The following is a 21388-nucleotide window of genomic DNA, read 5'->3' as shown; positions in this document are numbered from 1 at the left end:
CCGCACCTGGCGACAACGGCTCCGCCGCACGAGGCTGCGGCGTCGTCGCCGAGCCGCTCTTCGTCGCACCCACTTCGTCCTGCACGAGTGACCAGCTTACTGGTCGGTGCGTCGCCGCCTCCCGCTCGCGTGGTCAGACCGGCAGCAGTCGCTCGACCACCGTGGCCAGCTGGCTCGCCGAGCGGCACTCGTGCATCGTCACCGCGTCGGCGTACACCAGCGCGGCCGAGTCGCCGCTGCCCCACTGCCCGGTCGGCTCCGGGTTCAGCCAGTGCGTGTGCTTGGCGACCGCGGCCAGGTGGGTCAGCGCCGTCAGGTTCGGGTCCCGGTAGTTGTTCCGCGCGTCGCCCAGGATCAACAGCGACGACTTGCTGGTGAGGCTGTGCGCGAACCGCTCGGCGAACACCCCGAGCGCGTTGCCGTAGTCCGAGTGCCCGTCGTACGTGATCAGGTCGGCCTCGCGGATCATCCGGGACATCGCCGAGCCGAGGTCGGCGCCGGCGTCGAAGAACCGGGTGACCTCGTCGGTGGTGTCGATGAACGCGAACACCCGCACCCGGGAGAACTGCTCGCGCAGCGCGTGCACCAGTAGCAGCGTGAAGTTGCTGAAGCCGGCGACCGAACCGGACACGTCGCACAGCACCACCAGCTCCGGCCGGGCAGGCCGGGGCTTGCGCTGGACCAGGTCGATCGGGACACCGCCGGTGGACATCGACTTGCGCAGCGTCTTGCGCAGGTCGATCGCGCCGGCACGGCTGCGCTTGCGGCGGGCGGCCAGCCTGCTGGCGAGCTTGCGGGCGAGTGGGGTGACGGTGCGGCGCAGCGCGACGAGCTCGGAGTCGGACGCCCGCAGGAAGTCGACCTCCTCGGCGAGCCGCGGCACCCCGTAGGTGGCCACCCGTTCCTTGCCGAGCTGCTCGGCGGAGCGGCGCCGGGTCTCCTGCTCGACCAGCTTCCGGAAGTCCGCGACCCGCTGCGCGGCGGTGCGCCGGGCCACCTCGGTGGCGTAGTCGCCCGCGTCGTGCTGGCCCTCGACCCGGTTGCCGAGCAGCCCGTCGAGGATCCGCTCGACCAGCGTCTCCGGTGCCACGTCCCGCAGCGCCTGGTACGCCGAGAACGACGGGCCCTTCGACGACTGGTACTGGCCGAGCTGCTCGACCAGCTGCGCGGTCAGCTTCTCGGTGAGTTCCAGCGACTCCGCGGAGCCGTCCGCCAGCAGCCCGGCGATGAGCTCACGCAGCGCGTCGAAATCCACGGTGCCGTCGGGCCGCCGCGGAATCTGCAGGTCAACGGCGCCGCCGTCGCGCACCCCGACCGCGGCCGGGAACCACAGGTCGAACAGTGCGTCGAAGGTGGCACGGTGCGTCGGCCGACGCAGCAACGAGCAGGCCAGGCCCTCGCGCAGGGCTTCGCGGTCCAGCAGGTCGAGCACCGACATCACCTGACCGGCGTCCACCGTCTCCGACGGGCCGACGGGAATCCCGCGTCGACGCAGCGCCTCGACGAAGTCCACGAGGTGCCCGGGCAGGCCGTACGGGGCGGCGGGTCCGCCCGAGGCGGCGGCGGTGACGGCCATGCGGGGCTCCTACGTCAGTTCAGTCGCAGTTCGGCGGCGGCGCGCTGCTGGTCGGATCGGTGCTTGAGGATCACTCCCATGGTGGCACGGACCGCGTCATCGTCGAGGGTGTCCATCCCCAGCGCCAGCAGGGTGCGGCCCCAGTCGATGGTCTCGGCGACCGACGGCAGCTTCTTGAGCTGCATGCCGCGCAGCACCCGGACGGTGTTGACGAGCTGCTCGGCCACCGCCTCCGGCAGCTCGGGGACCCGGCTGGCCAGGATGCGGCGCTCGAGCTCCGCGTCCGGGAAGTCCAGGTGCAGGAACAGGCAGCGGCGCTTGAGCGCCTCGGACAGCTCCCTCGTCGCGTTGGAGGTGAGCACCGCGAACGGCTTGCGGGTCGCGACGATGGTGCCGAGCTCGGGCACCGTGACCGCGAAGTCGCTGAGCACCTCGAGCAGCAGGCCCTCGATCTCGACGTCGGCCTTGTCCACCTCGTCGATCAGCAGGACGGTCGGGTCCTCGCGGCGGATCGCGGTGAGCAACGGCCGCGGCAGCAGGAACTCCTCGGAGAAGACGTCCAGCTTGGTGGCGTCCCAGCTGGCGGCGTCCCCCGCCGCCGCACCGGCCCCGCCGGCCTGGATCCGCAGGATCTGCTTGGCGTGGTTCCACTCGTAGAGAGCCCGCGACTCGTCGACGCCCTCGTAGCACTGCAGCCGCACCAGTTCGGCGCCCGCGGTCTGCGCGACGGCCCGCGACAGCTCGGTCTTGCCCACACCGGCCGGGCCCTCGATCAGCAGCGGCTTGCCGAGCCGGTCGGCGAGGTACACCGCGGTCGCGGTGGCCTTGTCGGCCAGGTACCCCGTCTCGGCGAGCCGGGTGATCACCTCGTCGACGCTCGCGAAGATCGGCGGCGTCATCGGCAGGGCGCGGTCCACACTGGCTCCTCAGGTTTGGTCGATCAAGGTCGGGTTGTGCTCGGATCAGACCGGGCGGACGTGCCCGTCGCCCCACACGGTCCACTTGGTGGAGGTGAGTTCGCCGAGACCCATCGGTCCGCGGGCGTGCAGCTTCTGGGTGGAGATGCCGATCTCCGCGCCGAAACCGAACTGCTCGCCGTCGGTGAAGGCGGTCGAGGCGTTGACCATCACCGCGGCGGCGTCCACCCGGGCGGTGAACTCCCGGGCCGCGGCCAGGTCGCCGGTGACGATGGCCTCGGTGTGGCCGGTGCCGTAGCGGTCGATGTGCTCGACCGCCTCGTCCAGCCCGTCGACCACCTTGAGCGCGACGTCGAGGGTCAGGTACTCCTCGGACCAGTCGGCCTCGGTGGCGGGCACCTGGCCGGGCAGGTCGCCGTGGATGACGACGCTGTGAGCCTGGAGCGCCTGGGTCAGGGCCGGCACCGCCACGTCGGCGATGGCCCGGTCCACCAGGATGGTCTCGGCGGTGTTGCACACGCTGGGCCGGCGGGTCTTGGCGTTGATCACGATCTTCTCGGCCATCGCGAGGTCCGCCGCGGCGTGCACGTAGACGTGGCAGTTGCCGACGCCGGTCTCGATGGTCGGCACGGTCGCGTCCCGCACCACGGCGTTGATCAGGCCGGCACCGCCGCGTGGGATCACCACGTCCACCAGGCCGCGGGCTTGGATCAGGTGCGTGACGCTGGAACGGTCCTCGCTGGGCAGCAACTGCACCGCGTCGGCAGGAAGACCCTGCGAGGTCAGTGCGCCGCGGAGCACCTCGACCAGGGCCGCGTTCGAGTGCGCCGCGGACGACGAACCGCGGAGCAGAGCCGCGTTGCCGGACTTGAGGGCCAGGCCGAACGCGTCGACGGTGACGTTGGGGCGGGCCTCGTAGACCATGCCGACCACCCCGAGCGGCACCCGGACCTGACGGATCTCCAGGCCGTTCGGCAGCGTCGAGCCGCGGACCACCCCGCCGACCGGGTCGGCGAGGCCGGCGACCTGACGCAGCCCCGACGCGATGCCCTCGACCCGGTCCGCGGTCAGCCGCAGCCGGTCGAGCAGGCTCTCCTCGGTGCCGCCGGCCCGCGCGACGTCGATGTCGCGGGCGTTGGCGGCGAGCACCGTGTCCGTCGCCGCGAGGAGCGCGTCGGCGGCCGCACCCAGCGCGCGATCCTTCTCGGCGGTCGTGAGGAGTGCGAGCACCCGGGACGCCACGCGGGCGCGACGCGCGGCCTCGTGCACGGCCTCACGGACGTCGCTGGTCACCTGCAGAGGTTCGTTCACCGCGGTCATGAATACAGGGTAACGACCCGACCGGCGCATAATCGACCGGCCCAACGCTCCGCGCACCAACGAAGGCAGCCCATGACAAAGACAACCGACGAGGCGCTCCGCGCCGACGAGTCCGAGGGCTACAGCCGCGGGTTGAACTCGCGCACCATCCAGATGATCGCCATCGGCGGCGCCATCGGGACGGGCCTTTTCTACGGCTCCGGCGCCGCCATCGAGTCCGCCGGCCCGTCCCTGATCCTGGCCTACCTCGCGGCCGGACTGGCGGTGTTCGTGATCATGCGCGCGCTGGGCGAACTGCTCACCTACCGCGCGGTCTCGGGCAGCTTCGGCGAGTACGCAGAGGAGTTCCTCGGCCGGTTCTTCGGGTTCGTCACCGGCTGGACGTACTGGGCGGTGTGGACGGCCACGTGCATGGCCGAGATCACGGTCGCCGGCAAGTACGTGGAGTTCTGGTTTCCGGCGGTACCCACCTGGTTGACGGCGCTGGTGGTGCTGGCGCTGCTGTTCGGCGCCAACCTGATCTCGGTGAAGCTGTTCGGCGAGGCCGAGTTCTGGTTCGCGGCGATCAAGATCACCGCGATCATCGGCATGATCCTGATCGGCATCGGCGTGCTCACCCTGGGCTTCGGCCAGGCCACCAATCCGACGGTGACGAATCTGTGGGCGGACGGCGGCGTGTTTCCCAACGGGTTCGGGGCCGCGCTGATGAGCCTGCAGATCGTGATGTTCGCCTACGTCGGTGTGGAGTTGATCGGGGTCACCGCGGGTGAGGCCCGCGATCCCAAGCCGACGCTGCGCAAGGCGATCAACTCGCTACCGCTGCGGATCGGGCTGTTCTACGTCGGGTCGCTGGTGGTGATCATGTCGGTGGCCAGCTGGCGCGACTTCCGTGCCGGGTTCAGCCCGTTCGTGGAGGTGCTGCAGCAGATCGGCATCCCGGCCGCCGCCGGGATCATGAACTTCGTACTGCTCACCGCGGCGCTGTCGTCGTGCAACTCGGGCATCTACTCCACCGGCCGGATGCTGCGCAGCCTGTCACTGCGTCAGGAGGCCCCGGCGGCGCTGGGCGGGCTCAGCGGCCGGTCGGTGCCGCTGCCCGGCATCGCCCTGTCCGCAGGTGTGATGCTGATCGGCGTGGTGGTCAACGTGATCTCCCCGGACCGGGCCTTCCTCTACATCACGTCGGTCTCCACCGTCGGGATCATCTTCGTGTGGGGCACCATCCTGGTCTGCCACCTGCGGTACCGGAACGAGGTGCGGGCCGGTCGCCTGCCCGCGGTGGACTACCGACTGCCGGGCGCGCCGGTGACCAACTGGCTGGCGCTGGCCTTCCTGGCGGGGGTCCTGGTGCTGCTGTTCTTCAGTTCCGCCGGCCGCACCGCACTGCTCGTCGGCGCGGTCTTCGCGGTGATCGTCTGCGGCGGTTACCTCCTGCTCCGGTCCCGCGAGGAGAAGGCGACGACGACGGTCTGAGCCGTTCCCCGGCCGCCTCCCGGCAAACCGGTCAGCCCCTGATCAGGTCGAGGAACTCGCGCCGGGCGGCCGGGTTCTCGCGCAGCGCGCCGCGCACCGCCGAGGTGACGGTCCGGGTCCCGGCGGCCTGCACGCCGCGCACCGACATGCACATGTGCTCGGCCTCGATCACCACGCCGATGCCGCGGGGCTGCAGGTGCTCGCCGAGCCAGTCCGCCACCTGCATGGTCAGCCGCTCCTGCACCTGCAGGTCCCGCGCGAACAGCTCCACCACCCGCGCCAGCTTGGACAGGCCGAGGATGCGTCCGCCCGGCAGGTAACCGACGTGGGCGACCCCGCGGAACGGCAGCAGGTGGTGCTCGCACAGCGAGATCATCGGGATGTCCCTGGCCAGCACCAGTTCGTCGTACCCCGCGTCGTTGGGGAACGTGGTCAGGTCGAAGTCGCGTGGGGTGAGCATCTCCTCGTACGACGCCGCCACCCGGCGCGGGGTGTCCGAGAGGTGGACGCCGTCGGGGTCACGCCCCAGCGCGCGGAGCAGGTCCGCGACCGCGCGCTCGGCGGCGGGCAGGTCCACGGCGGGACGTAGCCGTCCCGCCCGGACCTGCGTCGGCGGCTCGACCTCGAGGTCCAGCGCGGCACTCACCGGGTTGCCCCGTGCCCGCCGGCGTACTTGACCGCGAGGCGACCGAGTGCGGCGGCCGCGACCAGCAGGCCGAAGTCGCGCAGTGCCACGTCGTAGTAGCCGGGCAGGGTCAGCAGGTTGACGATGATCCCGGCGAGCCAGGCCACCACCAGCCAGGCACCGAACCTGGGCGCGATCGCCACGACGAGTCCGGCGACCACCTCGATCACTCCGACGATGTACATGCCCTGCTGCGCGGTGCCCGGCAGGATCCCGTCGATCCACGGCGCGAGGTAGGCGGGCCAGTCGGTCATCACGTTCGTGAACTTGTCGAGACCGAACAGGATCGGCGCCACGGTGAACACCGTCCGCAGCAGCAGAAATGCCTGGTATCCGGGATCGGCGAGGCGGGACCGACCCCCGTTGAGCTGGCTTTTCGTCTCGGTCGCCATGACTCCTCCTTCTAAAAATAATGTGATTTAACTATAGAACCGCGAAGGAGATTACGTCAACGTTGATTGGTTTTACAATGGGGTCATGTCTCCGAACCCGCCCTCGGACATCTCGGCCGTCTCCGCCCTCGACGAACCGGCCCGACGCCGGCTCTACGACTACGTCCGCGGCCACCGCGACCCGGTCGGCCGCGACGACGCCGCCGAGGCGCTCGGCATGGCCCGTCAGACCGCCGCGTTCCACCTGGACAAGCTCGCCGACGAGGGCCTGCTGACCGTCGAGTTCGCGCGCCGCACCGGTCGCACCGGGCCCGGCGCCGGACGCCCCGCCAAGCTGTACCGCCGTTCGGACCGCGAGGTGGCCGTGCAGTTGCCGGAGCGCTCCTACGAGCTCGCGGGGCAGCTGCTGGCCCAGGCCCTCGACGACGCGGAACGCACCGGCGAGTCACCCCGGCGCAGCCTCGACCGCCGCGCCCGGGACCTCGGCGCAGCGATCGGCGCGGAGGCCGGACCGGACGACCTCCTCGGCACGCTCGAGGGCTGCGGCTACGAGCCCCGCGTCGAGGGCACCGACATCACGCTGGTGAACTGCCCGTTCCACGCCCTTGCCCAGCAGCACACCGCGATGGTGTGCGGCATGAACCTCGGGCTGATCGAGGGACTGCTGGACGGCGCCGGATGCGCGGGCCGTCGCGCCCGGCTCGCCCCCGAGGACGGGTACTGCTGCGTCCGCATCGAACCGGCACCCGCCACCGGCTAGCGTCGAAGGCATGGCCGCACCGGATGCTCCCCCGACCGCCGCCACCCGTGTCGTCGTGCTCGGCAGCATCAACATGGACCTGGTCGCCGTCACCACCCGGCTCCCCCAGCCCGGCGAGACGGTGCTGGGCCAGTCCCTGCACACCGGACCCGGCGGGAAGGGCGGAAACCAGGCAGTCGCCGCCGCCCGCGCGGGCGCGGCGGTGAGCTTCCTCGGCGCGGTCGGCGACGACACCTTCGCCCTGCAACTGCGTCAGCACCTCGTCGACGCGGAGGTCGACGCACGGCTGCTGCGGGAGACCCGTGGGCCCAGCGGCGTCGCCCTGATCACCGTCGACGCCCACGGGGAGAACAGCATCGTCGTGGTCGGCGGCGCGAACGCCACGATGACCGGACTCGACGCCGGCGAGCTCGACGCGATCGCGGCGGCCGACCTACTGCTGTGCCAACTGGAACTGCCCCTGCCGACGGTCGTCGCCGCCTGCCGCCACGCCCACGAGCACGCCGTCACCGTGATCCTCAACCCGTCCCCCGCGCAGCCGCTCCCGGCGGAACTGCTCGACTGTGTGGACGTGCTGGTGGTCAACGAGACGGAGGCCGATCAGCTCGGCGACGCCGTCCTCGGCCGGGTGCCGCACCTGGTCACCACCTTCGGCGGCCGGGGCGCGTCGCACCACGGACCCGGCGGCGCGCACGTGCACGCCGATCCGCCGGCCGTGGAGGTGCTCGACACCACCGGCGCCGGCGACGCCTTCACCGGGGAACTGGCTTCCTCATGGCGACTGGGCCCCGCCGTCGCCGTCCGCCGTGCGGTCGCCGCCGGTGCGCTGGCCACCACCCGGCACGGCGCGGACACCGCACCGACGAGAGCCGAGGTCGACGCAGCACTCGAAGCGACCTGACTCCGCTGCCTCACGCACATGCCGGCCGGACTCGACAACCCGGAGCCGGCGTGGGATCAGTTTGCGGCGTGCTCCACGCTGCAATCCACGCCGGGGAACATCAATGCCTCGTGGCCGTCGTCGAAACGCACTTGATACGGCGGCGCGCCGTCGGCACCGTGGACCTCGGTCACCTCGCCGACCTGCTCGGGTCTGCCGGTGGTCGCGCTGTGCACATGAAGTTTGTCCCCAACTGCTGCCTTCATGGTCCCAGTATGCGACCACCCGGCGTGGCTGCGCCAGGGCAGAACCACTTCTCGTCGGTTCCCGCCGGGGCACGGGACACCCCGGAATACGGCCGTTGGGAGCGGCGCGGAGTTAGCATCCCCACTACGCGGCCCACCGGCAGCAGGTGGTCGCACCGGGACGACGGGAGCACCTGACCGATGTACCAGACGATCGCAGGAAAGACGCTCGCAGACCTTGCTTTTCGCGCCGCCGAGGCTTACGGTGACCGGCCCGCCGCGCGGTTCCAGAGCACGCCCGACCAGTGGGACGAGATCAGCTACCGCGAGCTCGCCGAGCGGGTCACGGAGTTCGGCGCCGGGCTGATCGACCTGGGGCTCGAGGTGGGCGACCGGGTGGCGGTGCTGGGCACTACCCGTCCGGACTGGTCGGTCGCGCACCTCGCCATCGTCGCCGCCGGCGCCGTGCACGTGTCGGTCTACCCGACCAACTCCGCGGACGAGTGCGCATGGGTGGTCGGCAACTCGGAGGCCCGCGCGATCATCTGCGAGGACGCCGCGCAGGTGGCGAAGATCGCCGCCGTCCGCGACCGGTTGCCGGCGTTGGAATGGGTGGTGATCCTCGACGGCGAGGCGGAGGGCGCCATCACTGCATCCGAAATACGTCGCCGGGGAAGGGAACTCGACGCCGAGGAGCTGCGACGGCGGGCCGCGGCCGTGGCCCCGTCCGATCCGTACGTGTTCATGTACACCTCCGGGACCACCGGGCCGCCGAAGGGCTGTGTCCTCTCGCACGGCAACTACCGCGCGATCATGGAGGCGAACACCGCGCTCGACGCGCGGGACAACCCGGACCCCGAGACCGACATGGTCGCGTACCTGTTCCTGCCGCTGGCGCACGCGTTCGCGCTGCTGTTCCAGTTGCTCACCTTCGACCGCGGTGGCGTCATCGCGTACTGGGGTGGCGACACCACCAGGATCGTGCCGGAGGTGATGGCGACCCGTCCGACCCACCTGCCCTCGGTGCCCCGGGTGTTCGAGAAGATCTACACCCTGGCGGTGGGGTCCAAGCCGGCTGACGAGCGCGAGCGGATGCTGGCCGCCGCGGCGGTCGGGGTCCGGGTGCGCGACCTACAGGCGCGCGGCGAGCCCGTCCCGGCGGAACTGCAGCAGCCATTCGACGCCGCCGAGGCCGCCCTGTTCCAGGGCGTGCGTGCGTTGTTCGGCGGCAACCTGAAGCTCGCCACCACCGGCGCGGCTCCCATCGCGAAGGAGATTCTGGAGTTCTTCTACGGCTGCGGGGTTCCGGTGATGGAGGGGTTCGGGATGACCGAGACCTCGACCGGCGCGACCGTCAACACCGTGCTCAACCACCGCTTCGGCACCGTGGGCCGGCCGGTGCCGGGCCTCGAGGCGCGCGTCGACGAGGACGGCGAACTGCTTCTGCGCGGCGGCAACATCTTTCAGGGCTACTACAAGATGGAGGACGCCTCGTTCGGCGCCGTGGAGGACGGCTGGCTGCGCACCGGCGACCTCGCGAGCATCGACGAGGACGGGTACGTCTCGATCATCGGGCGTAAGAAGGACATCATCGTCACCTCCGGCGGGAAGAACCTCACCCCGGCGAACCTGGAGAACGACCTCAAGCGCTCGCCCTGGATCAGCCAGGCAGTGATGCACGGCGACCGCCGGCCCTACCCCGTCGTGCTGGTGACGCTGGATCCCGAGACGGTGCTGCCGTGGGCGCAGGCGCAGGGTCTGCCGGACTCGATCGCCGAACTGTCCCGGCACCCGGAGATGGTCGGGATGGTCCAGCAGGCCGTCGACGCGGCCAACGCCAAGCTCGCGACGCCGGAGCGGGTGAAGAAGTTCGTCATCGCCGACCGCGACCTCGCGCAGGAGACCGGGGAGCTGACGCCGACGCTGAAGATCAAGCGGAAGGTGGTGGGCGAGAACTTCCGCGCCCACTTCGACGCGTTGTACGAGGAGGGCTGAGGGCGCAGGGGCAAACTGCACCGGACCAGTCGTCGATGCGGCCACGCGGTGACGTGGCCGCATCGACGCGCGCCGCGATCTGGACCCGACTCCTGACCGTGGAACACATCCGGGCGTTCCCGAATGCGTCTGCCAACCGCCACATCCCGACAGTGGCCCGTAATCTGCGGGTTCACTCGGTCCCAGGACTTGTCGCACCCCCTCGCTACACTTCGAACAGAACGTCGAATCGGGGCCCGGGGGGGGTGACAACGATGACCGCAGTTCACGACCACGCAGACGAGCATGGCATCGACAACGCCCCGCTCGCCGCCGCCCTCCGCACCGTCGAGACCGGCATGCAGTCGCTGCGCGGACTCGACACCGCCGCCGTCTCCAACCGGGACCGACTCGCCCTGCTGGTGCGACTCGAACGCATCGCCCGCACCGTCCCCGCCCTCGGCCACACACTGGTCAACCAGCTCCTCGAACAACGCGCCGCCGACGAGTTCGGCGGCACCACGGTGCGGGAGCTGCTGGCGGACACCCTGCGCATCAGCCCCGCCAAGGCCGGGGAAAGGATCCACGCGGCGACCGAACTCGGCGCCGCCACCACCCTCGGCGGGCAGCCCCTGGAACCGAAGCTCGCCGCGACCGCCGCCGCCGCACACCACGGCGACCTCGACCCCGCGCACGTGGACGTGATCCGCGAGTTCCTGCACCAACTGCCCGCCGCCGTCGACGCCGGCACCCGGCAGCAGGCCGAGGCCCAGTTGGCCGGGCAGGCGCTGATCCTGCGGCCCGACGAACTGCGTGCGGTGGCCCGCCGGCTCGCGTCGGTCCTCGATCCGGACGGGACCCTCGACGACGAGACGGACCGGGCCCGCAAGCGGTTCTTCCGGATGGGACCGCAGGGCCGGGACAAGATGACCACGGGTTCGTTCTGCACGGACCCGGAGGGCCGCGCCTATCTCGAGGCGATCATGGCCAAGCTCGCCAAGCCGGGTATGTGCAACCCCGAGGGGGAGGGGCGGGACGAGACGCAGCCGGGCAGCGAACCACACACCTCGTCCGGGGTACCCGAAAGCAGCTTCCCAGCAACAGAACCCGCGGACACCCAACCCACCCCCAGCGCCGCCGCCCGCGACCACCGCACCCAGGGCCAACGCCAACACGACGCCCTCAAGGCCGTCCTGCGCTCCGTCCTCGCCTCCGGCGAACTCGGCCGACACCGCGGCGTCCCCGTCACCGTCGTCGCCACCATGACCGCCCGCGACCTCCAGGAATCGACCGGCCACGCCGTCACCGGCGGCGGCACCCTCGTCCCCATGTCCGAGATGATCTGCATGGCCGCCCGCGGCGCCCGCCACTACCTCGCGATCTTCGACGACGACGGCCGACCCCTCTACCTCGGCCGCAGCAAACGCCTCGGCACCACCGACCAGCGAATCGTGCTCTACGCCAAGGACCGCGGCTGCACCTTCCCCGGCTGCAGCAGTCCCGGCTACTGGTCGCAAACCCACCACGTCAACGACTGGGCCGACGGCGGCGACACCAACGCCGACGACCTGACCTTCGGCTGCGAGACCCACCACGCCCTCGTCGGACCCCGCCCGGACCAGTGGGCGACCACCCGCACCGGACCCGACCACCGGTTCCCGGGCCGGACCCTGTGGCATCCCCCGACACACATCGACCCCACCCGCGCCGGGCGGCTGAACCACTACCACCACCCGATGGAGTACCTGCTCCGTGACAGCGACGGCGGCGACGGCGCACCGGGAAACGACGACGACCCCCGAAAACCCGGCGCCGCATAGGCATTCAGAGCGCGCGCCCCCTCAGTCGAGCCACTCCACCGCCGCCGCCACCAGCGCCGCGACACCCGTGTCCAGCGTCGGCCGGATCACCGGCGCGAACTTCGGCGAATGGTTCGAGGGCAACGGCTGCTGCGCGTCCGCGCAGTCTCCCCCGCCCACCTCGAACCCGCCGATGAACCAGTAGACCAACGGCACCTCGATCGCGGTGGCCAGGTCCCCGACGTCCTCGCTGCCGGAGACCGGACCGATCTCGAACACCTTGTCCGCCCCGAGCGCCGCACCGAGTGCCGCGACCGTCCGACTCGACCGCTGCGCGTCGTTGACGGTCAACGGGAAGCTGTTGAGTTCGGTGATCTCGGGCGGTCGCGGCGCCCGGGACGCGACCGACTCCGCGTTCGCGATCCGGCTGATGCCCTCGACGAGCCGCCCCGCGACGTGTGTCTCGAACGAGCGGGTATCGATCTTCAGCACAGCTTCGTCAGGGATCACGTTCTCCTTGGTCCCCCGCCCGGAACGCCCCGACCGTCACCACCGCGGGTGAGGCCGGCGAGATCTCCCGCGACACCAGGGTCTGCAGCCGCATCACCGTCGCGGCGCCCATCTCCACCGGGTCCACGCACTGGTCCGGCATCGAACCGTGGCCGCCGTGGCCGAACATCCGCACCTGCAGGCTCTGCGCGGCCGCCATCGCCGTGCCCGGGCACAGGAACGCCTGGTAGCCCGATGCCGCGAGCCGCTCGGCCACGATGGCAGCGGTCGCATGTTCCTGATGGGACAGCTCGGGATGTGCATGCAGGTACCGGTACAGCGACTCGAGGTCGGCGGCGGCCTCCGCGAACCCGGACAGCACCTGCGAGACGGCGGGATCGAGATCGCCCATGTCGATCTCCACTCGGCGGAGACGGATGGCCGCTGTCAGGCCCGCCACAGCGGATCCTCACAACGGGTTCGATGTCGGTGCGGACGGGCATGATGGCAGTCATGAGCGCGAACACCACCACCGCCGACCCCACCACCGGCGCGGACCTGCGCGCCGAGGCCGAGGGCCTGCTGCGTGAACTCGCCGGACCCGAGGCCCGCCTGCGGGAGGACCAGTGGACGGCGATCGAGGCGCTGGTCGTCCAGCGCCGGCGCGCACTGGTGGTCCAGCGGACCGGCTGGGGCAAGTCCGCCGTCTACTTCATCGCAGCCAAGCTGCTACGCGCCCGCGGGCACGGACCGACCGTGATCGTCTCGCCGCTGCTCGCACTGATGCGCAACCAGGTGTCCTCGGCGGAGCGGGCCGGGGTCCGCGCGGCGACCATCAACTCCGGCAACGTCACGGAGTGGGACGAGATCCACCGCCAGATCGCCGACGGCGACGTCGACGTGCTGCTGGTCAGCCCCGAGCGACTGAACAACCCCGACTTTCGCGACCAGGTGCTGCCCTCGCTCGCCGCCGACGCCGGCCTCGTGGTGGTCGACGAGGCGCACTGCGTCTCCGACTGGGGCCACGACTTCCGTCCCGACTACCGCCGGATCCGGACGCTGATCGGCGAGCTCGGCGAGGGCATCCCGGTGCTGGCGACGACCGCGACGGCGAACGACCGGGTGGTCGCGGACGTCTCCGCCCAGCTCGGGGTCGGGGGCGCCGAGACGCTGGTGCTGCGCGGCGGTCTCGAACGCGAGTCGCTGCGGATGTCCGTGGTCCAGATCGACGAGGCCACCAAGCGCGCGGCGTGGCTCGGCCAGCAACTGAACCGGCTGCCCGGCTCGGGCATCATCTACACCCTCACGGTGTCCGCCGCACGAGACCTGGCCGGCCTGCTCTCCGACCAGGGGCACGCCGTCGCCGCGTACACCGGGCAAACCGATCCCGCCGAGCGCGAGTCGCTCGAGGCCGACCTGCTCGGCAACCGGGTCAAGGCGCTCGTCGCGACCTCCGCACTCGGCATGGGCTTCGACAAGCCGGACCTGGGGTTCGTGGTGCACCTCGGCGCGCCGTCCTCGCCGATCTCCTACTACCAGCAGGTCGGTCGCGCCGGCCGCTCCACGGACAGCGCGGAGGTGGTGCTGCTCCCCGGCCACGAGGACCGGCAGATCTGGAGCTACTTCGCCAGCGTCGCGTTCCCGCGCGAGCACGTGGTGCGCCGGGTGATCGAGGTGCTCGACACCGAGCGGCCGCAGTCCACGCAGGCACTCGAGCCGCAGGTGGAGCTCAACCGGTCCCGGCTCGAGATGGTGCTCAAGGTCCTCGACGTGGACGGCGCGGTCCGCCGGGTCCGCGGCGGCTGGGTCGGCACCGGTCAGCCGTGGGAGTACGACGCGCCGCGCTACGAGCGGCTCGAACAGGCCCGTGCGTCCGAGCAGCAGGCCATGGTCGACTACCAGCGCACCACCATGTGCCGGATGGAGTTCCTGCGCCGCCAACTCGACGACCCGGGCCTCACCGCGGAACCGCAGCCGTGCGGGCGGTGCGACAACTGCGCCGGTCCCACCCTCACCGCCGACGTCGACGAGCAGGCACTCTCGCAGGCCCGCGCCCGACTGGACCGCCCGGGCGTCGACCTGCTGCCGCGCAAGCAGTGGCCGACCGGTCTCGCCAAGCTCGGGGTATCGCTGTCCGGCAAGATCACCGACGGTCCGCAGCCGGGTCGGGTGCTCGGCCGCCTCACCGACCTCGGCTGGGGCCAGCGACTGCGGGCGCTGTTCGACGGACCCGACGGACCGGTCCCGGACGCGGTGGTCGACGCGTGCGTCAAGGTCCTCGCCGCCTGGGACTGGGACCAGCGGCCCACGTCGGTGCTGGCCATGGAGTCCGCAACCCGTCCGCAGCTGGTGGGCTCGCTCGCCCGCCGACTGGCCGAGGTGGGACGGCTCACCGACCTGGGCTCGCTCGCCCGGACGCCGGGCCATCCCCCGGTGTCCGCGGCCAATTCCGCCTACCGGGTGGCGGGCCTCGCCGGGGCGTGGCTGGCACCGGACCTAGGCCATCTGGACGGCCCGGTGCTGCTGCTCGACGACCTCACCGACACCGGCTGGACATTGACGATGGCGGCGCGAGAACTGCGTGCCGCGGGCGCTCCGGCGGTCCTGCCGTTTGCCCTGGCGAGCGTCAACTGAGCACGCCGATGTGACCAGGCTCACACTGCTGCGCTCACCAGTGCCGACGCCGGGTTCTCGGGTGGGCCCGGCGGCAGGAAGCTGAAATCCGTTGGGCCCATTGTTACGTTCGTTTGACCAATGACGCCCGTTACAGAAAGTGCGACCCCAATTTCATTTCCCCCCACGGGGACCCGACAACGACACGGCGCAAAGCGCCCCGACGAGCACGGCGCGGTGCGCCCAGACCAACCCGGAGCGGTGCGCCCGGAACACCCCGGCGCGACGAGCCCGAACGACACGCCGACCCTGCGCCGGCCCGCAGTCTCCGACGCGGCCCGGCTGTGGGAGATCGCCCGCGACACCGACGTCCTCGACCTGAACTCGAGCTACTCCTACCTGCTGTGGTGCAGGGACTTTGCGGAAACCTCCGTGGTGGCCGAGCACGACGGTCGGGTCGGGGGCTTCGTCACCGGATTCGTCCGGCCGACGGACCCGACGACCGTCTTCGTGTGGCAGGTTGCCGTCGACGACGCCCTGCGCGGCCGGGGCGTCGCCTCCGCGATGCTGAACTTCCTTCTCGATCACCTTGCACACCAAGGTGTCTCAACGCTGGAGACGACGATCAGTCCCGACAACACCGGATCGCAGGCACTCTTCGCCTCGGTCGCGCGTAGTCGGTACACCAGCATCTCAACCCGTAAATTGTTCGACTCCAACGACTTTCCCGACCAGCACGAACCCGAAGAGCTTTACGTCATCGGCGACGACAGCAACAGAGGAGAGCAGTGAACACCCTCGAAGAGACCAACATCTTCGCCAGCCTGGAGTCCGAGGTCCGCAGCTACAGCAGGTCGTGGCCGGCGGTCTTCAGCTCCGCCTCCGGATCCTGGATCCGTTCCGAGGACGGCCGCGACTACCTCGACTTCTTTGCAGGCGCAGGCGCACTGAACTACGGACACAACAACCCGGTGATGAAGGAGGCGCTGCTCGACTACCTGATCGGCGACGGAATCACCCACGGCCTCGACATGAACACCGTCGCCAAGCGCCGGTTCCTCGAGACCTTCCGGCGCAACATCCTCGAACCCCGGGGCCTGGACTACAAGGTCCAGTTCCCCGGCCCCACCGGCACCAACGCCGTCGAGGCTGCCCTCAAGCTGGCCCGTAAGGTCACCGGCCGCGAGTCGATCATCAACTTCACCAATGCCTTTCACGGAATGACCCTCGGGTCGCTCTCGGTCACCGGCAACTCGATGAAGCGGGCCGGGGCCGGCGTCCCGCTGGTCCACGCCACCCCGATGCCGTTCGACAACTACTTCAACGGCGTCACCGAGGACTTCCACTGGTTCGAGCGGGTCCTCGACGACGCCGGGAGCGGACTCAACCGACCCGCCGCCGTGATCGTCGAGACGGTCCAGGGCGAGGGTGGCGTCAACGTGGCCCGGCCCGAGTGGCTGCGGGCGCTCGCCGACCTGTGCTCGAGCCGCGGAATCCTGCTGATCGTCGACGACGTGCAGATGGGCTGCGGCCGCACCGGCCCGTTCTTCTCGTTCGAGGTCGCCGGCATCACCCCCGACATCGTGACGCTGTCGAAGTCGATCGGCGGCTACGGCCTGCCGATGGCGCTGACCCTGATGCGGCCCGAACTCGACCTCTGGGCCCCGGGCGAGCACAACGGCACCTTCCGCGGCAACAACCCCGCTTTCGTCACGGCGACCGCCGCGCTCGACCACTACTGGTCCGACGACGCGCTCAGCCGCTCGACCGCCGCCAAGGGCAAGCGCATCCACGAGATCTTCGCGAACCTGTCGGACCGCTTCGCCGGGGTGTCCACCCGCGGGCGTGGCATGGTGCAGGGCCTGGTCTTCGACGACCCCGGGCACGCGGTCAAGGTCTGCGGGCTCGCCTACGACGAGGGCCTGCTCGCCGAGACCTCCGGGCCGTCCGACGAGGTGGTCAAGCTGCTGCCGCCGCTGACCGTCACCGACGCCGAGCTCGACCACGGACTGAGCATTCTCGCCGAGGCCACCGCCAAGGTCTGCGCCTGAACCGCGAAGGAGCAACCCCATGATCGTGCGCACCACCGAAGAGATCACCGGCACCGACCGGGACGTCACCAGCGCCGACGGCAACTGGCGCAGCAAGCGCATCGTCCTCGGCGGGGACGGCGTGGGATTCTCGTTCCACGAGACCACCATCCGCGCCGGCTCGGTCAACGAGTTCCACTACGCCAACCACGTCGAGGCGGTCTGGCTGATCGAGGGCGACGGCATCCTCACCGACCTCGACAACGGCGAGGTCCACGAGCTGCGTCCCGGCTCGATGTACCTGCTCGACGGCCACGAGCGGCACCGGGTCGAGCCGGTCACCCAGATGCGGATGCTGTGCGTCTTCAACCCCCCGGTCACCGGACGCGAGGTGCACGACGAGAACGGGGTGTACCCGCTGGTCGAGGTGCCGAGCCGGGGCTGACGCCTCGGGCCCGGGAACTTGGCCCCGGGAACTCGGCGGCGAGCTTGGCCCCGGCGACCGCACGGGCATGCCCACCCGGGACACGGCTAACCTGGTGGGCATGTCCGTTTCGGCCCTGGAACCCGAGACCGCGTTCGCCCGGCTCGCCGCACTGGTGGACGGCCGGCGGGTGGTTGCGTTGACCGGCGCCGGCATGTCCACCGACTCGGGAATTCCCGACTACCGCGGCCCGGACTCGCCGCCGCGGAACCCGATGACGTACCAGCAGTTCATGGGCGACGCCGCGTTCCGGCGGCACTACTGGGCGCGCAACCACCTGGGCTGGCGGTTCATGGACGCCACCGTGCCCAACGCCGGCCACCGCGCACTCGCCGCCCTCGAGCGGTCCGGGACGGTCACCGGGGTGCTCACCCAGAACGTGGACCTGCTGCACACCAAGGCCGGCAGCCGCGCGGTCGTCGACCTGCACGGCAGCTACGCGCAGGTGCGCTGCATGACCTGCGAGCACCGGGTCTCCCGCATCTCGCTGGCCGAGCGGCTCACCGCGGCCAACCCCGGCTTCGCCGAATCCGTCTCCGCGGCAACGGGAGTCGAGATCGCCCCGGACGCCGACGCGGTGATCGAGGAGACCGCGCACTTCCGGGTGGTGGACTGCGACCGCTGCGGCGGCATCCTCAAACCCGACATCGTGTACTTCGGCGAGAGCGTGCCGAAGCCACGGGTGGCGGCGGCCTACGCGATGGTCGACGCCGCCGACCTGGTGCTGGTACTCGGCTCGTCGCTGACCGTGATGTCCGGGCTGCGGTTCGTCCGGCACGCGGCCAAGCACGGCACACCGGTCGCGATCGTGAACCGGGGCGCCACCCGCGGCGACGAATTCGCCACGGTCAAACTGGATGCCGGGTGCTCGCAGACCCTCACCGCCCTGGGCGCACATCCGTAGACTCCAGGCATGTCGAAGTTCAGCGACAAGGTGAAATCGCTCTTCAGCAGACGCAAGCCTGTCACCTCCGAGGATGCCGCCGACATCTCCGAATGGGTGAACGAGGGCGGCGCACTGCACCCCGAAGGACCACCCAAGGTCATCGGCGACCCGCAGGACAAGCCGCCGACAGCCCCTGACCGCTAGAGCGGCACCAGATCGTCCGCGTGCACGACCGGACGCTGCAGCTCCGACGGCAACTCCAGGGTGGACCGGCCGAGCATCTCGCCGAGCTCGTCAAAGTCGTACGCCACCACCCCGCGCGCCACCGGGACGGCGTCCGGACCGACCAGCGACACCACGTCGCCGCCGTGGAACCGCCCGACCACACCGGTGATGCCGGCGGGCAACAGCGAGCGCCGGCGATCCACCACGGCCCGGACCGCACCCGCGTCCAGCTCGAGCGCGCCCTGGGTGTCGGCCGCGTGCCGCACCCAGAACTTGCGCGCCGACATCCGATTCGGGCGTGCCGCGAAGGCCGTGCCGACGCCCGCGGTGGTCAGTGCCGCCGCGGCATCGGTGGCGGCGGCGAGCAGCACCGGCACCCCCGAGTCCGCCGCGAGCCGGGCCGCGGACAGCTTCGAGGCCATGCCGCCGGTGCCGAGCGCTCCCCCGGAGCCCGCGACCACGCCGTCGAGATCCTCGGGGCTGGTCACCTCCGGGATCAGGGTGGCACCGCCGCGACGGGGGTCACCGTCGTAGAGCCCGTCGACGTCCGAGAGCAGCACCAGCGCGTCGGCCTGCACCAGGTGCGCGACCATCGCGGCCAGCCGGTCGTTGTCGCCGAACCGCAGCTCAGTGGTCGCCACGGTGTCGTTCTCGTTCACGATCGCCACCGCGTGCAGCACCCGCAGCCGGTCCAGGGTCCGCTGCGCGTTGCGATGCTGGGTGCGTCGAGCCAGGTCGTCGGCGGTGAGCAGCACCTGCCCGACCGTGCGCCCGTACCGCCCGAAGGAGGTCCCCCAGGCATGCGCCAGGGCCAACTGGCCGACGCTGGCCGCGGCCTGCTTGGTGGCCAGGTCCCGCGGCCGCTTGGACAGTCCCAGCGGGGCGATGCCCGCGCCCACCGCACCCGAGGAGACCACCACGACGTCGGAGCCGGCGCGCATCCGCGCCTCGATCGCGTCCGCGAGGGTGTCGAGTGCCGCGTGGTCGAGCCCCTCCTCGAGGCTGGTCAGCGCCGACGAACCGATCTTCACGACGATGCTGCGCGCCGTGGCGATCGCCGACCTGGTGTCCGAGGCGGCCGCGGTCGCCGTCACTGTTCTTCGGGGTCCAGGCCCTCGAGCCCACGCCGGATCCGGTGCGCATGCTTGCGCTCGGACGCGCCGATGCGCTCCACCTGGTCGAGCCGCGCGTCGGTGCCGCGGCCGGTGCGGGTGAGGTCGACGCCCGCCGGGGTCTGCGGCTCCCAGTCGAAGCTCACGTCCCCGATGGTCACCGAGCAACCCGGCTGCGCACCGTGCTTGACCAGCGCGGCCTCCACGCCGAGCCGGGCAAGCCGGTCCGCGAGGTAGCCGACGGCCTCGTCGTTGTCGAACGCGGTCTGACGAACCCAGCGTTCCGGCCGGATTCCGCGCACGATGAATCCACCGGGCGACTCGGGGTCTGCGATCACGGTGAAGTCGGCCTGGTTGGCCGCCACCGGACGGAGGATCTGACGCTTCGGCTCCGGCTTCGGATGCGCCTCGCGGTAGTCCGCAACCATCTTGGCAAGAGCAAAAGTCAACGGGCGCAAGCCATCTCGGCTGACGGCCGAGATGGTGAAGACCGGCCAACCACGCTTCTCGAAGTCGGGGGTGACCATCTCGGCCAGTTCCGCCGCCTCGGGCACGTCGGCCTTGTTGAGGATCACGATTCGCGGCCGGTTGGCGAGGTCACCGAGGCTGACGTCCTCCGACAGGGCCGGCTTGTACGCCGCCAGCTCCGCCTCGAGGGCATCGACGTCGGAGACCGGGTCGCGGCCGGGCTCGAGGGTCGCGCAGTCCACCACATGGGCGAGCACCGCGGTGCGCTCGATGTGCCGCAGGAAGTCCAGTCCCAGGCCACGGCCCTCGCTGGCGCCGGGGATCAGGCCGGGGACGTCGGCGATGGTGAAGGTGGTGTCGCCGCTGGACACCACGCCCAGGTTCGGGCGCAGCGTGGTGAACGGGTAGTCGGCGATCTTCGGCTTGGCGGCCGAGAGCACGGACACCAGCGACGACTTGCCCGCGGACGGGAAGCCGACCAGTCCGACGTCGGCGACCGACTTGAGCTCCAGGACGAGGTCGCGTTCGACACCGTCCTCGCCGAGCAGCGCGAAACCGGGCGCCTTGCGGGCCCGCGAGGAGAGCGCGGCGTTGCCGAGCCCACCACGGCCGCCGGGCGCGGCGGCGAACCGGGTGCCCGCACCGATGAGGTCGGCGATGACATTGCCCTCGCTGTCCAGCACGACGGTGCCTTCGGGCACCCGCAGGATCAGGTCCTCGCCGTTGGCGCCCTCACGGTTGCTGCCGGCGCCCTGCTTGCCGTTGCCGGCCTTGGCGTGGGGGTGGAAGTGGAAGTCCAGCAGCGTGTGCACGTTGGGGTCGACCTCGAGCACGACGTCACCGCCACGGCCTCCGTTACCACCGTCTGGTCCGCCTAGCGGCTTGAACTTCTCGCGGTGAACGGAGGCGCAGCCATTGCCGCCATTTCCGGCGCTGACGTGCAGCACCACGCGGTCAATGAATCGGGACATGACTGCCGGATCCTTCCTCAGTCTGTAAATAACAGTAGGGGCGGGCTGGGTATGAGACCCTGGCCCGCCCCTACTGGGAGCTTAGCGTC

Annotated in this window: 21 protein-coding genes; 11 read left to right on the top strand and 10 right to left on the bottom strand. The window is 70.8% G+C overall.

Translation table 11 applies throughout. The features are described 5' to 3' along the window. Nucleotides 1-133: 133 nt before the first annotated feature. The 3 genes from RT2_RS11815 to RT2_RS11805 form a co-directional block, all read right to left on the bottom strand. Nucleotides 134-1576, bottom strand: a complete 1443-nt coding sequence (locus RT2_RS11815) for a vWA domain-containing protein (RefSeq protein WP_072844970.1) — start codon at nt 1574-1576, stop codon at nt 134-136. 14 nt (nt 1577-1590) lie between these two features. Beyond that, entirely contained in the window at nt 1591-2475 is an 885-nt protein-coding gene (locus RT2_RS11810) for an AAA family ATPase (protein WP_425439075.1), read from the bottom strand. Nucleotides 2476-2538: 63 nt separating this feature from the next. Beyond that, nucleotides 2539-3813 (bottom strand): glutamate-5-semialdehyde dehydrogenase, encoded by a 1275-nt coding sequence (locus tag RT2_RS11805; protein ID WP_072844968.1) that lies wholly within the window; start codon nt 3811-3813, stop codon nt 2539-2541. Nucleotides 3814-3885: 72 nt separating this feature from the next. Here RT2_RS11805 and RT2_RS11800 point away from each other — a divergent pair, with 72 nt between their 5' ends. After that, nucleotides 3886-5286 carry an amino acid permease gene (locus RT2_RS11800; RefSeq protein WP_072844967.1) on the top strand — a complete coding sequence of 467 codons (1401 nt, stop codon included), beginning with the start codon at nt 3886-3888 and terminating at the stop codon, nt 5284-5286. Between the two features lie 31 nt (nt 5287-5317). On the opposite strand, the gene folE is transcribed toward RT2_RS11800, so the two are convergent. Both folE and RT2_RS11790 read right to left on the bottom strand, forming a co-directional pair. Continuing rightward, nucleotides 5318-5920 carry a GTP cyclohydrolase I FolE gene (folE, locus tag RT2_RS11795; protein WP_072845024.1) on the bottom strand — a complete coding sequence of 201 codons (603 nt, stop codon included), beginning with the start codon at nt 5918-5920 and terminating at the stop codon, nt 5318-5320. 8 nt (nt 5921-5928) lie between these two features. Continuing rightward, entirely contained in the window at nt 5929-6363 is a 435-nt protein-coding gene (locus RT2_RS11790) for a hypothetical protein (RefSeq protein ID WP_072844966.1), read from the bottom strand. An 85-nt stretch (nt 6364-6448) separates the two neighbouring features. Between RT2_RS11790 and RT2_RS11785 the strand changes: the two genes are divergently transcribed. Continuing rightward, on the top strand, nt 6449-7123 hold the full coding sequence (locus tag RT2_RS11785; protein WP_072844965.1) for a helix-turn-helix transcriptional regulator: 675 nt from the start codon (nt 6449-6451) through the stop codon (nt 7121-7123). 10 nt (nt 7124-7133) lie between these two features. Next, nucleotides 7134-8024 carry a ribokinase gene (locus RT2_RS11780; RefSeq protein WP_072844964.1) on the top strand — a complete coding sequence of 297 codons (891 nt, stop codon included), beginning with the start codon at nt 7134-7136 and terminating at the stop codon, nt 8022-8024. A gap of 56 nt (nt 8025-8080) precedes the next feature. Here RT2_RS11780 and RT2_RS11775 read toward each other — a convergent pair whose 3' ends face one another. After that, nucleotides 8081-8269, bottom strand: coding sequence for a DUF1918 domain-containing protein (locus RT2_RS11775; protein WP_072845023.1), 189 nt, complete (start codon nt 8267-8269; stop codon nt 8081-8083). A gap of 180 nt (nt 8270-8449) precedes the next feature. Here RT2_RS11775 and RT2_RS11770 point away from each other — a divergent pair, with 180 nt between their 5' ends. Next, nucleotides 8450-10243, top strand: a complete 1794-nt coding sequence (locus RT2_RS11770) for an AMP-dependent synthetase/ligase (protein ID WP_072844963.1) — start codon at nt 8450-8452, stop codon at nt 10241-10243. A 254-nt stretch (nt 10244-10497) separates the two neighbouring features. Continuing rightward, nucleotides 10498-12042 (top strand): HNH endonuclease signature motif containing protein, encoded by a 1545-nt coding sequence (locus RT2_RS11765; RefSeq protein WP_083577334.1) that lies wholly within the window; start codon nt 10498-10500, stop codon nt 12040-12042. A 21-nt stretch (nt 12043-12063) separates the two neighbouring features. Here the strand turns inward: RT2_RS11765 and RT2_RS26215 are convergent, their stop codons facing one another. Together RT2_RS26215 and RT2_RS26210 are read right to left on the bottom strand one after the other, a co-directional pair. Then, complete coding sequence (locus tag RT2_RS26215) at nt 12064-12531, bottom strand: zinc-binding metallopeptidase family protein (protein ID WP_217635618.1); 468 nt, start codon at nt 12529-12531, stop codon at nt 12064-12066. Further along, on the bottom strand, nt 12521-12970 hold the full coding sequence (locus RT2_RS26210; protein ID WP_072844961.1) for a zinc-binding metallopeptidase family protein: 450 nt from the start codon (nt 12968-12970) through the stop codon (nt 12521-12523). Before RT2_RS26210 ends, RT2_RS26215 begins: the two co-directional genes overlap by 11 nt. 53 nt (nt 12971-13023) lie before the next feature. On the opposite strand from RT2_RS26210, the gene RT2_RS11750 reads away from it, so the two are divergent. The 6 genes from RT2_RS11750 to RT2_RS25860 all read left to right on the top strand — a co-directional run bounded on the left by RT2_RS11750 (nt 13024) and on the right by RT2_RS25860 (nt 18727). After that, complete coding sequence (locus RT2_RS11750) at nt 13024-15144, top strand: RecQ family ATP-dependent DNA helicase (protein WP_072845021.1); 2121 nt, start codon at nt 13024-13026, stop codon at nt 15142-15144. A gap of 288 nt (nt 15145-15432) precedes the next feature. Beyond that, nucleotides 15433-15915 (top strand): diaminobutyrate acetyltransferase, encoded by a 483-nt coding sequence (gene ectA, locus RT2_RS11745; protein WP_371851161.1) that lies wholly within the window; start codon nt 15433-15435, stop codon nt 15913-15915. Beyond that, entirely contained in the window at nt 15912-17174 is a 1263-nt protein-coding gene (ectB, locus tag RT2_RS11740) for a diaminobutyrate--2-oxoglutarate transaminase (RefSeq protein WP_072844959.1), read from the top strand. The genes ectA and ectB overlap by 4 nt, the downstream gene beginning before the upstream one ends. Before the next feature lie 19 nt (nt 17175-17193). Beyond that, nucleotides 17194-17598: an ectoine synthase gene (locus RT2_RS11735; RefSeq protein ID WP_072844958.1), complete on the top strand. Its 405-nt coding sequence runs from the start codon at nt 17194-17196 to the stop codon at nt 17596-17598. A gap of 100 nt (nt 17599-17698) precedes the next feature. Continuing rightward, nucleotides 17699-18541 carry an NAD-dependent protein deacetylase gene (locus RT2_RS11730; protein ID WP_072845020.1) on the top strand — a complete coding sequence of 281 codons (843 nt, stop codon included), beginning with the start codon at nt 17699-17701 and terminating at the stop codon, nt 18539-18541. Between the two features lie 9 nt (nt 18542-18550). Then, complete coding sequence (locus RT2_RS25860; protein ID WP_169888312.1) at nt 18551-18727, top strand: hypothetical protein; 177 nt, start codon at nt 18551-18553, stop codon at nt 18725-18727. Here RT2_RS25860 and proB read toward each other — a convergent pair. Beyond that, a complete protein-coding gene (gene proB / locus RT2_RS11725) occupies nt 18724-19842 on the bottom strand; it encodes a glutamate 5-kinase (protein WP_072844957.1) in 1119 nt (372 codons plus the stop codon). The genes RT2_RS25860 and proB overlap by 4 nt on opposite strands. Beyond that, nucleotides 19839-21299, bottom strand: a complete 1461-nt coding sequence (gene obgE / locus RT2_RS11720; RefSeq protein WP_072844956.1) for a GTPase ObgE — start codon at nt 21297-21299, stop codon at nt 19839-19841. Before obgE ends, proB begins: the two co-directional genes overlap by 4 nt. Nucleotides 21300-21388: the final 89 nt, after the last annotated feature.

This window comes from Rhodococcus tukisamuensis NBRC 100609, assembly GCF_001894985.1.
Taxonomy (GTDB): Bacteria; Actinomycetota; Actinomycetes; order Mycobacteriales; family Mycobacteriaceae; genus Rhodococcus_G; species Rhodococcus_G tukisamuensis.
This window is presented reverse-complemented; position numbering and strand designations above follow the sequence as displayed.